The 14,454-nt window shown below is 46.1% G+C and carries 12 protein-coding genes and 1 pseudogene; 10 read left to right on the top strand and 3 right to left on the bottom strand.

Features of this window, described 5'->3' with window-relative positions; genetic code table 11:
• Positions 1-247 precede the first annotated feature (247 nt).
• A complete protein-coding gene (locus CKQ84_RS09690; RefSeq protein WP_105251076.1) occupies positions 248-1,099 on the bottom strand; it encodes a PfkB family carbohydrate kinase in 852 nt (283 codons plus the stop codon).
• A 361-nt stretch (positions 1,100-1,460) separates the two neighbouring features.
• Between CKQ84_RS09690 and CKQ84_RS09685 the strand changes: the two genes are divergently transcribed.
• Positions 1,461-1,643, top strand: coding sequence for a hypothetical protein (locus CKQ84_RS09685; protein WP_105251075.1), 183 nt, complete (start codon positions 1,461-1,463; stop codon positions 1,641-1,643).
• Positions 1,644-1,682: 39 nt separating this feature from the next.
• On the opposite strand, the gene CKQ84_RS09680 is transcribed toward CKQ84_RS09685, so the two are convergent.
• Entirely contained in the window at positions 1,683-2,078 is a 396-nt protein-coding gene (locus tag CKQ84_RS09680) for a hypothetical protein (protein ID WP_105251074.1), read from the bottom strand.
• Positions 2,079-2,443: 365 nt separating this feature from the next.
• Between CKQ84_RS09680 and ovoA the strand changes: the two genes are divergently transcribed.
• Positions 2,444-4,558, top strand: coding sequence for a 5-histidylcysteine sulfoxide synthase (gene ovoA / locus CKQ84_RS09675; protein ID WP_105251073.1), 2,115 nt, complete (start codon positions 2,444-2,446; stop codon positions 4,556-4,558).
• Positions 4,559-4,699: 141 nt separating this feature from the next.
• Here the strand turns inward: ovoA and CKQ84_RS09670 are convergent, their stop codons facing one another.
• Positions 4,700-6,655: a methyl-accepting chemotaxis protein gene (locus CKQ84_RS09670; protein WP_105251072.1), complete on the bottom strand. Its 1,956-nt coding sequence runs from the start codon at positions 6,653-6,655 to the stop codon at positions 4,700-4,702.
• Positions 6,656-7,013: 358 nt separating this feature from the next.
• On the opposite strand from CKQ84_RS09670, the gene CKQ84_RS09665 reads away from it, so the two are divergent.
• The 8 genes and pseudogenes from CKQ84_RS09665 (at position 7,014) to glnG (ending at position 14,404) form a co-directional block, all read left to right on the top strand.
• Positions 7,014-7,325: a pyrimidine/purine nucleoside phosphorylase gene (locus tag CKQ84_RS09665; protein WP_063884943.1), complete on the top strand. Its 312-nt coding sequence runs from the start codon at positions 7,014-7,016 to the stop codon at positions 7,323-7,325.
• Between the two features lie 279 nt (positions 7,326-7,604).
• Complete coding sequence (locus tag CKQ84_RS09660) at positions 7,605-8,201, top strand: TetR/AcrR family transcriptional regulator (RefSeq protein WP_105251071.1); 597 nt, start codon at positions 7,605-7,607, stop codon at positions 8,199-8,201.
• Between the two features lie 172 nt (positions 8,202-8,373).
• Entirely contained in the window at positions 8,374-9,531 is a 1,158-nt protein-coding gene (locus CKQ84_RS09655; RefSeq protein ID WP_105251070.1) for an iron-containing alcohol dehydrogenase, read from the top strand.
• 59 nt (positions 9,532-9,590) lie between these two features.
• Positions 9,591-10,282 (top strand): annotated as a pseudogene (locus CKQ84_RS09650) (type 1 glutamine amidotransferase domain-containing protein).
• A 133-nt stretch (positions 10,283-10,415) separates the two neighbouring features.
• Positions 10,416-11,042 (top strand): glutathione S-transferase family protein, encoded by a 627-nt coding sequence (locus tag CKQ84_RS09645; protein WP_105251069.1) that lies wholly within the window; start codon positions 10,416-10,418, stop codon positions 11,040-11,042.
• A 204-nt stretch (positions 11,043-11,246) separates the two neighbouring features.
• The gene (locus CKQ84_RS09640; protein ID WP_105251068.1) at positions 11,247-11,753 is read left to right on the top strand and encodes a DUF4124 domain-containing protein; all 507 of its coding nucleotides are present in this window, start codon (positions 11,247-11,249) and stop codon (positions 11,751-11,753) included.
• Positions 11,754-11,906: 153 nt separating this feature from the next.
• Positions 11,907-12,953: a nitrogen regulation protein NR(II) gene (glnL, locus tag CKQ84_RS09635; RefSeq protein WP_105251067.1), complete on the top strand. Its 1,047-nt coding sequence runs from the start codon at positions 11,907-11,909 to the stop codon at positions 12,951-12,953.
• A gap of 38 nt (positions 12,954-12,991) precedes the next feature.
• Positions 12,992-14,404, top strand: a complete 1,413-nt coding sequence (glnG, locus tag CKQ84_RS09630) for a nitrogen regulation protein NR(I) (RefSeq protein WP_105251066.1) — start codon at positions 12,992-12,994, stop codon at positions 14,402-14,404.
• The last annotated feature ends 50 nt before the right edge of the window (positions 14,405-14,454 follow it).

Here is a 14,454-nt window from a genome sequence, read left to right as displayed (position 1 = left end):
AGTTGAATAAATGTTAACGCAATTGCGCCATGGCCGCACAAGATTTCTGTCGTATTGGCGTTCTACGATGGAATAACTTTATTTTGAGCAAAAAAATGCCTCGTTGGGGAAACGAGGCAAAAACATACTAACCAATAAATGGGAGAAAAGTACAAGAAAACGTTAAGGGACAAGCTATGCGCCACAAGACATACTCTAGCAAGGACGTATGACAGAAAGATGACTCAAACTGCTCGCCCGCAGATTTTCATGCGATTTGCTTCGCCTCTAAATACTGTTTTAGTGCCTCACCCGGAATAGAACTATCAGTTGCCACCGCAAATGCCGCCCAAATCGCCCCTTCTGCCATGGCCTCAGTAATCGACTGGCCGATGCAGAGACTGTGGATCAACCCTGCCGCATAGGCATCACCCGCGCCAGTGGTATCAACAACTGTGGCAGGGATAGCTGCAACATGCTGCACTTGATCATGCGTGTAAACCTTAGCCCCATTGATACCATCGGTGACAATAAAGTAACGCAGACAATCGCCGCCAATGCTTTTGCCATATTCCCAAGATGCGCCATCACAACGCCCCTGAATATCACTCATGGAGGCCAATAAAATATGACAAGGTCTCTGTCTGTCGTCCTTGGCTAATTGCGCGACCACAAGACAATGTTCTAAAGCTGTTTTTGCCCAGCTGACAGAGCCTTCAGCGGAAGTATTAAAATACAACGCGTCCCATTGCTGCCATTTCGGCGGTACAGATAATTCAAATATGGGTCTTTGTGGCCGAATAATGGTGCGCTCGCCATCTGGCGTCATTACAAGCAGCATTTCGCATGTATTGCCGGCGCGGCGCTGCACTAAACGACAATCTAGCCCTTGAGTACTGGCTTCTGCAATGAGCCAATCCCCCATGTCATCACGGCCCACTTGACTCACCAGCGCGACACTATGCCCTGCCCAGACTAAACCTAATCCGGTATTTGCTCCACCGCCGCCGAGCCTTTGGCCGCCATCTTGATAATGGAAACGTCCACCCGTTTTTAAAGGTTTATCAAGCAGTAAGATCCGATCACAGTTGAGATTGGCAACTAACAGAATATTAGCCATTACACGGCTCCAAAGGGCAAAAAAGCATCAAGGCCAGAAGATAAAAACAAAGAAATATCAATCTAGAGCAAAATGCTCACAGGCACAATCCAATCATCAAGATAGAAACACTATAAGGATATGGCAGCGCCTTGATGTAAGCATTTGTCCCGAAGAAGACGAGGAAAACAGTTATACATCCATACGGTATAACACAGCTGTTAACTCTAACACTTTGTTTAAAATCGATTTATAGAAAAGATAACGTCTCAGGACAAAATGAAGCGTAACCATTTTGAAGCCGACTCGATTAATTATCAGTAGACATAGTTAAAATGCATGCTGGATACATATATTAAATTTATGAATGGAATCAAACGCTATGCTAATGGAAATATGGGATACCGCCGAAGAAAAATCTGAGCAGCTACGCCGTTATCAGCTCTGTATAGAAGAATTTAATGAATTGAATTTTCACGATGTTTATATTGCAGAAATCAAACAAGAATACCAACAACTTGCTGAACAAGTAAAAGTGCAGTCAACCTCGGATCCCGAGCGCTAACTGCACTTTGCCATCTAGTTACTCACGATAAACCTTCAATTACTTTATTGGCGTCAATGGTGATAAAGACGCAAATTGTACTGCTAATGTCCAATCTGTAATGACCATATCTGAAGGCTGCCAACTGTCATCAACCCACTCATAAACCAAGCCAGGGTTTTCCTCTGCGTTGACTAACAAACGCCGTCCATCTTGCAACACAAGCGTATAATCGAGCCCCTGCGCATCGACACTTTCAATGTCCCCCAAGACATTGTGCTTAATGGCCGAAATAGTTCCGGTTGCCTTAACGGCATCGTTTTCCTTTGCACCGCTGTAAAACTTTAACGCCTCGTTTGCGGCAGTCTTGTGAAAAACAAACTCCTCAGTCACACCCACTACGATCGACGGATCAAGCTCATACCAGGCGGGTATCCATAATGCGTTAATTGTCATCCCGTTATATCCTGCATAATAATTTTACGGACGGGATCATTCTGCCTTAACCCCGACAGAGAAAATACTCTTCAGGGATAAAATAATTTTAATCCCTGTAAGGGATAGCATCACTAAATTGAGCGCATCACTTTCTTTGTAAGATAATTCCAAACCAAAGGGTCATACCTGAGATGCTTTAAGCTCCAGCACTGATGTTGGACTCAATTGGTCTTTCTGTTAGTTTGTAAAACACTTTGCCTGAAACCGACACATTAAGCTGACAAAGTGATCCTGAGCTCAGTAATCGCGTATAGAGTCACACACGATAGATTAATCTTCCCATGCTTGCACCGCAGGCCGATAAATACGGAGTTTACTTGTCTATGGATAAGCCCATAACGCAACCCCCTCAACCCCTTAAGCTCATTGGTGAAACTGAGGCCGGAAAGCGTCAAGAGCTTAAGCAATACTTTAATCAGACATGGGCTTTATACGAGTCTCTGTATGATTTGATCCAAGAAGATAGCGCCTATTACCTCAAAGCCGAGCCGCTGCGCCATCCGTTAATCTTTTACTTTGGCCATACGGCCACTTTCTATATCAACAAACTCAAACTTGGTAAATTTCTCGATGAACGAGTAAACGACAACTTCGAATCCATGTTCGCCATTGGTGTCGATGAGATGTCTTGGGATGATTTGAACGAACAACATTATCCGTGGCCGGATGTAGCAGAGGTGCGAAGCTATCGCCAACAAGTTAATGCTGTCATCAATCGTGTTATCGATGAAATGCCTCTAGCGTTACCTATCACTCAAAATAGTCCAGCTTGGATCATTTTGATGGGCATTGAACATGAGCGTATTCATTTAGAAACCTCATCGGTGATCATACGCCAACTGCCGCTGGAGTATGTCGCGCCCAACCACCTCTGGCCTGCGTGCCAAGACACCGCCCCTGCCGAGACCAACAGTTTATTGGCTGTAAAAGGGCAAAAAGTGACCTTAGGCAAAACAGAACAAGACCAAACCTACGGCTGGGACAATGAGTACGGCCATAAAATATTTAACGTTAACGACTTTAAGGCGGCTAAATTCTTAGTCTCGAATCAAGAGTATCTCGCATTCGTCGAAGCTGGCGGCTATCGCTCACCCCAATTTTGGAATGAAGAAGGCCAAGCTTGGCTTGCCTATACCCAAGCACAAATGCCGCGTTTTTGGCGCTTAAGACAAGATAAATGGTGGCAACGTAACTTAGTGGAAGAAATTCCGCTGCCATTAAACTGGCCTGTTGAAGTGAATCAGCTCGAAGCTAAGGCCTTCTGTAATTGGAAAGCCGAACAAAAGCAAAGCAATATACGTCTATTAACTGAAGCTGAGTGGTACATCTTACGCGAGAATGTGCCCGCCGATGCGCCCGATTGGCATGAAGTGCCGGGCAATATTGCTTTGGCTTATTACGCCTCTTCTTGCCCAGTGAATCGCTTCGAACATAATGGCTTTTTCGATATTGTCGGTAATGTTTGGCAATGGACAGAAACCGCAATCGACGGTTTTGACGGCTTCGCCGTACACCCACTTTACGATGATTTCTCCACCCCAACCTTCGATGGCAAACATAATCTCATCAAAGGCGGCTCGTGGATCTCTACGGGTAATGAGGCAATAGCTTCATCACGCTATTCGTTTCGTCGACATTTTTATCAACACGCGGGCTTTCGCTATGTGGAATCCACCCAAAATCCAGCTCAAATGGAAGAGGTCAATGTGTACGAAACGGATGAACTGATTTCCCAATACCTTGAATTTCACTATGGCGCCGAATATTTCGGGGTTGCTAACTTCTGCGTCAATGGTGTGCAGCAAGCGCTGAGTGAAATTCAATTGACTCATACAGCTAAAGCCCTCGATATCGGCTGCTCCGTTGGTCGCGCGAGTTTCGAACTGGCAAAAGTGTTTGATCATGTTGATGGTATCGACTTCTCGGCGCGCTTTATTCAACAGGCCTATGCGTTGACAGAACAAGGTGAAAAACGTTACACCATACGCACCGAAGGCGACTTACAAGAATTTAAGAGTGCGAGTCTCGCAAAACTGGGATATGAGCTTGAGGCGAAAAAGGTCAACTTTATGCAAGGTGATGCCTGTAATTTAAAGCCCATCTACACAGGTTATGATTTGGTTTATGCCTCAAATCTTATCGACAGGTTGAACGAGCCTAAACACTTTTTAACCAGTATTGCCCAGCGAATTAATCAAGGTGGATACCTTGTGATTGCCTCGCCATACACTTGGCTTGAAGATTATACGCCCAAGGATAAATGGTTAGGTGGCGTTAAAGTCAAAGGAGAGAACTTCACCACCTTAGATGGTTTGACCGAAACCTTGATCGGCCAATTTGAGCTGGTCGCAGTGAAGGAAATTCCCTTCGTGATCCGCGAGACTAAACGTAAATTCCAACATTCCATCTCAGAAATGACAATTTGGCGTAAACGTTAATGCTCACTCATGGGATAACCAACTGAAGTCCTGATAAAAATATCCGCCAGAAATCCATTTCTGGCGGATGTGTAACATCCCGCTCAGTCACATTTACAGCACCAACTAAGGTGAGAACACTGTAAATGCAGCGAAAAATATCTACACCTTAAACTGTGCCGTTGTTAAACCAAGCTGATTTGCTAACCCCAACAGACTCCGCGTACTCGCTGCTACTTGGCTGATAGCCGCACTATTTTCCTCCGCCGCCACGCTTAAGCCAGCAATCCCCTGCGCAATCGTCGCCGAAACCGTTGTTTGTTCTTCCGCAGCGGTTGCGGTTTGAATCATTAATGCCTTTAAGGTTTCTAAGCGCAAAGCAATATCATCCACCGCGGTCTGCATTCCATCCGCATCTTCTGCGGTTTTAGAGGCTTCAGTGGAACAAGTCACACTATGCAACGCCAGCACACCTGACTGTTGCTGAATACCTTTTAACACTTGCCCAATATCCTGAGTTGCTAATTGAACCTTCACCGCTAACTGACGCACCTCATCGGCAACCACAGCAAATCCACGACCATGCTCGCCAGCTCTCGCTGCTTCAATCGCCGCATTAAGAGACAAGAGATTAGTTTGTTCCGCAATCGCATTTATCACAGCTAATACTGAGCCGATTTTCTGACTATCCGCCTCAAGACTGCCCACCTGTTGATGAATAGTTGCAAAACTGCTCAAGGTCACTTTTAAGCTTTTACGAGTACTAGCCAAGTTTTGCGAAAGAATTTCACTCGAATGGGTACAGGCGGACACTTCATCGGAGGATCTCATCGTATTCGTGCTGATTTCAGCTGCGGCATAACTCATTTCTTCAACTGCAGTGGCCAACATATCAGTTTCTTTAGCCTGCATCTGAATACTGCAATCGGCTTGTGTCATAGCGGCAGAGTTTTGTTCGGCGGCAGATTCAAGTTCATGCCCAACGCCCACCAGCTGACTGATGATTTCTTTGAGCTTAGTTTGCATCCGCGCCAACCAACTCATCAGGTGATTATCCGTTTGAACATGCGGTAAATTATGAGTTAAATCGCCAGAGGCGATCATACTGGTCAAGTTACACATGTCCTCAGGCTCACCGCCGAGCGGCTTTAATACAAACCCTGTAACTAACTTAGCGGCAGCGAACGCCAACACTAAGGCTGCTGCACAAACAGATAAACCGATAAACATCATACGGTAGGCGGGAGCAGCAATTTCACTCACATCAATTTCAGCCATCAAACCCCAACGTAAACCGAGCTCAACGACAGGAGAATAAGCGGATAAAACGGGATTATTGTTATAGTCATTCACTTGCATCACCCCCGATTTACCAGCCAGCGCCTCCTTTACCGCCAGCGTATCAACACCATTCTGAGCTACCGTTCCCGCAAACGAAGCCGTAACAGTACGATTAATGGGGTCGAGAAAAGAATCAGAACGCATACGATTATTTGGGCCAATGAGATAAGTTTCACCACTTTGCCCCATACCCTCACGAATTTGCATAACTCTGTTGATGCGATCGATTGATACTTGAGCCGCCACCACCAATCTTTGTTGATTAAACTGAATCGACTGGCCAATAAATGCCGCCGGTTGACCGTTTGAAGGCGCGTATGCGGAGAAATCTTGTAGTAATACTGTGCCCGCCGATCCCAATGCCTTATTGAATAACTGTGCTAATCCCGAATCATGGAAGGGTCCAGTACGCAAATTGGTGCCGAAATCAGACTCCTTCGCCACTGTATATAAAACGGTGCCGTCGTCACTAATAATAAATAGGTCATAAAAACCGAGGGATTTATTTAATGACTGCAAGGTTTGATCTATGTCAGTAAGAGTATCGAGGCTTTTTTGGCTGGCAATTACGGCGCTGACGGCCTGCAGGTTATCGGAAAAGTCCTGAAACATGCCAACAATCTGCCGTTGCTTGATCTCACGCACAGCCACTAAACGAGACTGGGCCTCGGCAAACAATTCATCCCGAGCAATGTAAGTCACTATTGCGGTGGCAAATATGAGGGGTAATAGGACAATCAATAAACTGATAAGCTGAATTTTACGAGTAAAACCCATGGTGAGACTCCTTGTCGCGCGTCGAATTCCATTCCTTCAATCTTTGCAGAATCAAACCTGCCTTAAAACTATAGGAGAAGAATCTCAGCTAAACAAAGCGGTGCCGACTATTTTCATCAAAAGTTCACTAAAATTCTGACAACTCATTATTTTTAAGTAGAAAAATGATTAATAACTTTAAATGACAGCCAAGCCATACCGATCATTTCAAACAAAATGATATAGTGGGAAATAAGCGATAAACCGAACGTTAGCATCAACTGATATTGAATGCGCACATCCATGCGACAAATGATGCATTGAAATTTATTAAATATGCATATAAATTCATCTCAAGCCAATTTATAGAGGATTAATAATGAGTTTACTCGAGCAAGTGTCAGTATCTAAAAAAGCCAACATCTACTTTGATGGCAAAGTGGCTAGCCGTAGCGTATTTTTTGCCGATGGCAGCAAGCAAACCTTAGGTGTTGTATTACCAGGGGAATATGAGTTCTCAACCTCCCAAGGCGAAATCATGGAAGTGACTAGCGGCCGTTTTGAGGTGTTACTTCCAGAAACAACGACTTGGCAAGAATTTAGCGAAGGAACTCAGTTTGAGCTGGCTGCAAATGTTAGCTTTAAAATTCGTAACACAGCCATTGCCGAATATTGCTGTAGCTACCTCTAATCATCTCGATTGAGTGGCAGTACGATTAATATTTCACATCAATCGTGAATCGAATGCTCACAGTGACGGTTTATCTCAGCACTGTGAGTATGTTGTCCACCCGACCATTTCACCATCAGAATGCCTTATCCATCTGACATTTATCAATTTGGCAATTTTATTAACCTGACTCAAGGCAGCGTAAAACTTACAATGCAAAGCATACTAAATCGAATGCGTTGATATCGCCGACAAAAACAACACTAGACGACCGGTCTAATTTGATTTATCCTAACCCCCATGAAAATTGAAACTCAATCCACTCGCCAGCATATTCTCGACATCGGCTACAAGCTGATCGTACGCAAAGGCTTCTCCAGCGTCGGCTTATCCCTACTGCTGCAGGCGGCCGAAGTGCCTAAAGGCTCGTTTTATCACTACTTCAAATCCAAAGAACAGTTTGGTGAAGCGCTTATTACTGATTATTTTGAAAAATATCAATTAGATTTAGACGCATTATTCAATGACTCAACACTGACAGGCCATCAACGCTTGATGCAATACTGGCAACAATGGTTGCACGTACAAGCCGATGGCTGCGTAGATCAAAAGTGTCTGGTCGTTAAGCTCAGCGCCGAAGTGGCCGATTTATCCGAAGCCATGCGTGTTGCCTTACTTAAAGGCTCCGCCGGCATCATAGAGAGGTTAACGACTTGTGTTCAAGTGGGCATAACTGATAGATCAATCGCCCAGCAAGATCCGCAATCAACCGCAGAAATGTTGTATCACATGTGGTTAGGCGCCAGCTTAATGAACAAGTTGGGCCACAGCCCTGCGGCACTCGAACGTGCACTCGTAACGACTGAATCCATTTTAACGCCTAAAACGGCCCTTTAACCTAATACCGACTCAAAACTAATATTTGCTGATATCGATCAGCCCAGATTTTTAAAGAATACTTTTTCACGCCCCAAAATTAGACGACTGGTCTACTAATTTGACGGGCGATTAATTAATGCAGCTCAATTAACGCTGCTCATTTAAAGTAATAATAGGAATAACATCATCCATGCTAAATTTTAACTATTACAACCCGACCCGCATCCGTTTTGGTAAAGACACTATCGCCGAAATTGATTCTCTAGTACCGAGCGATGCTAAAGTGATGATCCTCTTTGGCGGCAGCAGTGCTAGAAAAACAGGCACGTTAGACGAAGTTAAACAATCATTGGGTAATCGTTTCGTTATCGAGTTCGATGGCATTGAGCCAAACCCAACCTATGAAACCTTAATGAAAGCCGTCGCCCAAGTACGTGAGCAGAATATCGACTTCCTCCTCGCGGTTGGCGGTGGTTCGGTTATCGATGGCACTAAATTTGTTGCCGCTGCAGCGGTATTCGAAGGTGAACCTTGGGACATTCTCACTAGCTGGGGCGCCAATGTGACTCAAGCTATGCCTTTTGGCTCAGTCTTAACCTTACCTGCGACGGGTTCCGAAATGAACAACGCCAGCGTAGTGACCCGTAAATCACTACAGGCTAAACTGCCATTCCGTAATGATTTGGTTTATCCACAATTCTCAATACTCGATCCGACCAAAACCTTCACCCTGCCAGAGCGCCAAGTGGCCAACGGTGTTGTCGATGCTTTTGTACATATCACAGAGCAATACCTCACTTACCCAGTTAACGCCGCCGTGCAGGACAGATTTGCCGAAGGTCTTTTACAAACCTTGATTGAGCTTGGTCCACAAGTGCTAGTTCAACCCGAAGATTACGACATTCGCGCTAACTTAATGTGGGTTGCCACTATGGCACTCAACGGCACGATTGGCGTCGGCGTTCCGCACGATTGGGCAACCCACATGATAGGCCATGAACTGACTGCGCTTTACGACATCGACCATGCGCGTACATTGGCAATCGTATTGCCTGCTCTGCTGCAATGTACCAAAGAGGCTAAGCGCGAAAAGTTACTCCAGTACGCCGACCGTGTGTGGCACATCAACACAGGTACAGATGACGAGCGTATCGACGCCGCTATCGCAAAAACCAAGGCTTTCTTCGAAGCCATGGGCATACCGACACATTTATCTGCCTATGATCTCGATGCCAGCCACGTTGATCACGTAGTGAAACAGCTTGAACTGCATGGCATGGTGGCACTCGGCGAACATGGCAATATTGACCCAGCCATGAGCCGTAGCATTTTGACCTTAGCCCTATAACGTCAAATGAACTAAACCCAAAGCTCACACATATTGATGTGAGCAACTAAGGTAAAGGTATGAAAATGAATATATTAATGGTACTCACGTCGCACGATAAACTCGGTGATACCGGTTTAAAAACCGGCTTTTGGCTAGAAGAATTCGCCTCACCTTTTTATGTTTTTAAAATAAAGGTTTTGACATTACCTTAGCCTCACCACTGGGCGGTCAACCACCACTCGATCCAAAAAGTGATGAGCCAGACTTTCAGACCGAAGCTACTGCGCGCTTTAGCAAAGATCCTGAGGCGCAAGCACTGCTAGCGAATACCACTCGCTTAAGTGAAATCAATGCAGCCGATTATGATGCGGTTTTCTATCCGGGCGGTCACGGCCCACTGTGGGATCTTGCCGAAGATAAACATTCTATCGTCTTGATTGAACAGTTTTATCAAGCCAATAAACCCCTAGGGCTCGTCTGTCATGCGCCTGCTGCATTGCTGCACCCTAAAACCAGTGATGGCAAGCCATTGGTCGGCGGCAAGCGTGTTACCGGTTTCAGCAACTCTGAAGAAGAAGCCGTGCAACTCACTCATGTCGTGCCATTTTTGGTTGAAGACATGCTGAAGAAAAATGGTGGCAATTATGTCAAAGGTGATGACTGGACAAGCTTTGTCGTCACAGATGGCCATTTGATCACAGGCCAAAATCCGGGATCATCCGAAGCCGTAGCCGAAACCATAGTTGCGCAATTGAACGCGAGAGGCTAAGCGATAAATACGCGACGCTCAGCTTGAAATGAACAAAGACAGGCGCACAAGTGTGCTAAATACGTTAAAAAGAGCTGTCGCACCATAATAGTGCGACAGCCAAAATGTACTCTCACTGTCCAAAGGAAAGCCCATGATCACCTTGCACCATCTCAATAAATCACGCTCTAAACGTATCATCTGGTTGCTAGAGGAGCTCGGTCAACCCTATGAAATTAAGAGTTATCAACGTGATAGCCAGACTTTTCTCGCGCCACCCGAACTTAAGCAAATTCATCCGTTAGGCAAATCACCCGTTATCGAAATGGACGGTCAAGTGATAGCAGAATCGGGGGCGATCACCGAATATCTGATTGAAAAATATGCGGCGGATACCTTTGCCCCCGCCAGAGACAGCGCAGACTATGTCAGTTATCTGCAATGGCTACACTTTGCCGAAAGCTCAGCCATGCTGCCTTTGTTACTGCGTATGTTCGTGCAAAAGGACGGTTGTAAAACCAATTTCCTTGAAGGTTATGCGGCGATAGAAGTCAGTAAGATAAGCCATTACTTCAATGATATGTTGGCCGATAAAACCTATCTTGTTGCAGACAAGCTCACGGGTGCGGATATCATGATGTCCTTCGTCGTAGAGCTACTGGCGAACAGTGGCGATCTCGCGAAATTTGAACACATTGAACGCTATGCCACTCAATTATCCCAACATGCCGCTTGGGTCAAAGCGAGTGAGATCGAGAAACAACTCGATGCAAGCCTGTAATTGATGGATCGAATTCGGGCACATGTTAGTGCCCGATCTTAACCCACTTTAACTAACCCTTGTTTCTGCCGCCCCATTTTCTGTCGACTTTATACCTTCTCTGTGGTGACATCCTTAACCACTTAGCGCAACAAACACCATGATTTTTGATGTAAAAGAGACTAATCTTGATTAACTCTATCTCAAGGCTACAGGGACTTTAGCATGCGTTCACTCACACTCATCGGCTTAGTGCTATTTAGCATGTTAGCGCAAGCGACTGTTTATAAATGGGTCGATAAAGATGGCAAAGTCCATTACTCCGATGAGCCGCAGCCAAATGCCCAAGTCGTTGAGCTAAAAGATAAGACCTTAAATCAAATTGCCCTTCCTCTGCCCAAAACAGACTTAAACAGCTCAAATCAAGCAATTGAATCTATTCAATATCAAGTCAATATTACCTCTCCGACCGAAGAGGAAACCGTCAGAGATAACAATGGCGATTTCGACGTCGTTGCGACTATCACCCCAGAGCTAAAAAGTCAGTATTTGATGACCCTCAAGCTCGATGGCAACCCCGTCGGTCAGCCGCAAATTGGCGGTACCTTCAAACTCAAAAACATCGACAGAGGTGAACATACCTTAGTCGTTGACGCTTTGACTCAAAACGGCAAAGTCTTTGCATCAAGTTCACCAAGAAAGATATTTCTTCATCAAGCAGCTAAGCGTTAATGTCACTATTTGTATAGTAAAAGTTAGTATAAAAACTTTAAATACATGAAGTTAGATTAACTCCTCCTGACTAAACCGTTTGATGAAGACAAGTTGCAGCTTGCACCAGATTGGTGCACCATAGTGGTGCAACCCTATTTCTAGGAACGGTCGATGGATAAAGAGACACTGCTCAATCATTTAGTTACCGCTGTACTTGTCATAGATAAGGATCTCAAGCCTTGTTATGCCAACGCAGCAGCAGAGCAATTATTAGGTGTTGGTAGCCATAGACTCGTAGAACAAACTTTGCCTGAGCACTATCAAATCCTCGGTGTCGACGCCAAGCTATTAATGGATGCAGTAACAGCCGGCCAAGGCTTAACGGTCAATACGGCAGCACTAGTCACGCTCGATGGCCAACATCATACCGTTGATTTAACCCTTATTCCCCTCGATGACGAGGCAGAGCTCAGCCTGCTCGAACTGCGCCAAGTTGACCAACAAAGACGCATTCATCAGCAACTGAGTCAAGATGCACAGCAACAAGCGGCGCAGTTTTTGGTGCGCAACTTAGCCCATGAAATCAAGAATCCTTTAGGCGGCCTTCGCGGTGCGGCGCAGTTGTTATCGCGGGAGCTGGATGATCCGGCGCTGAAGGAATTCACTACGCTCATCATAGAGCAGGCCGATCGGCTGCGTAATTTAGTGGACCGTCTGCTCGGCCCCCAAAGGCCGACACAGCACAGTCTGCACAACATCCATCAAGTGGTGCAAAAGGTCTATAAGTTAGTTGAAATGGCGCTGCCCGCTAACATCCAGCTCAAACGGGATTACGATCCATCCATTCCCGATATCGAGATGGATCCTGACCAAATGCAGCAAGCTGTGCTGAACATTTTACAAAATGCGGTGCAAGCACTTGAGCATACGGGGGGCGAGATTTTGATCCGCACTCGCACTCAACACCAAGTCACTATAGGTTCACAGCGCCACAAGCTAGTGTTAACCCTATCGATTATCGACAACGGCCCCGGTATACCACCTGAGCTAATGGACACATTATTTTATCCAATGGTGACAAGCCGTGAGCAAGGTTCAGGTTTAGGCCTCTCAATTGCCCATAATATTGCCCGTTTACACTCGGGAAGAATCGATTGCCTCTCCAGCGCTGGGCACACAGAATTTATCATTTCATTACCGATTTTAAGCGCTAAATAATTTCGACAGTACCTACCCATACCGTATGAGGAAGCAAGATGCGAATTAGTGAACAAGTGTGGATCCTCGACGATGACAGCTCGATACGCTGGGTACTCGAAAAGGCACTGCAAGGTGCTAAGCTCAGCACCGCCAGCTTTGCCGCCGCCGAATCCCTGTGGCAGGCATTAGAAATATCGCAACCGCACGTGATAGTGTCGGACATCCGTATGCCCGGCACGGACGGTTTAAGCCTGCTCGAACGATTGCAGGTGCATTATCCCCATATTCCCGTGATCATTATGACAGCGCACTCAGACTTAGACAGTGCAGTGAGTGCCTATCAAGCGGGCGCATTTGAGTATCTGCCTAAACCCTTCGACATCGATGAGGCTATCTCTCTGGTTGAGCGCGCACTTACCCATGCCACTGAACAGAGCCCAGCACCCGCGCAGGAAGCCCAAGTCAAAACACCCGAAATCATAGGTGAAGCGCCAGCGATGCAGGAAGTGTTTCGCGCCATAGGCAGGCTTTCACGCTCATCGATCAGCGTGCTGATCAATGGTCAATCGGGAACGGGTAAAGAGTTAGTGGCTGGCGCGTTACACAAGCACAGCCCACGTAAAGAGAAGCCGTTTATCGCGCTGAACATGGCTGCGATCCCTAAGGATTTGATCGAATCAGAGCTATTCGGCCACGAAAAAGGTGCCTTCACCGGCGCAGCCAATGTCCGCCAAGGTCGCTTCGAACAAGCAAACGGTGGCACGCTCTTTTTAGATGAAATCGGCGATATGCCGTTAGACGTACAAACACGGTTACTAAGAGTGCTCGCCGATGGCCAGTTCTACCGCGTCGGTGGTCATAATGCGGTGCAAGTCGATGTGCGTATCATAGCGGCGACCCACCAAGATCTTGAATTATTAGTGCAAAAAGGTGGCTTTAGAGAGGACTTGTTCCATCGCCTCAACGTGATCCGCGTGCACTTGCCGCCACTGTCACAAAGACGGGAAGACATTCCCCAGCTCGCTACCCATTTCCTCGCCTCGGCAGCAAAGGAAATTGGCGTAGAAACTAAAATAATGACCAAGGAAACCGCGGTAAAACTCTCCCAATTGCCTTGGCCCGGTAATGTCAGACAACTCGAAAACACCTGTCGTTGGTTAACCGTAATGGCATCGGGGCAAGAAATTTTACCCCAAGATTTACCGCCAGAATTACTGAAAGACCCTGTGAGTGTCACCCACACGGCGAAAGGCAGCCAAGATTGGCAATCGGCACTTACTGAGTGGATAGACCAAAAACTCTCAGAAGGAAACAGCGATCTGTTAACTGAGGTGCAGCCCGCATTCGAGCGCATACTGCTAGAAACTGCGCTGCGCCATACTCAAGGCCATAAACAGGAAGCGGCGAAACGTTTAGGCTGGGGACGAAATACCTTAACGCGGAAATTAAAAGAACTGTCGATGGATTGAGTAGATAAAATAACGTTACTACTCGTTATATCAATACAAGCTTATTCATA

The organism is Shewanella sp. WE21 (genome assembly GCF_002966515.1).
GTDB classification, from domain to species: domain Bacteria; phylum Pseudomonadota; class Gammaproteobacteria; order Enterobacterales; family Shewanellaceae; genus Shewanella; species Shewanella oncorhynchi.
Note: the sequence above shows the minus strand (reverse complement) of the source record. Positions and strands in the feature narration are given on the sequence as shown.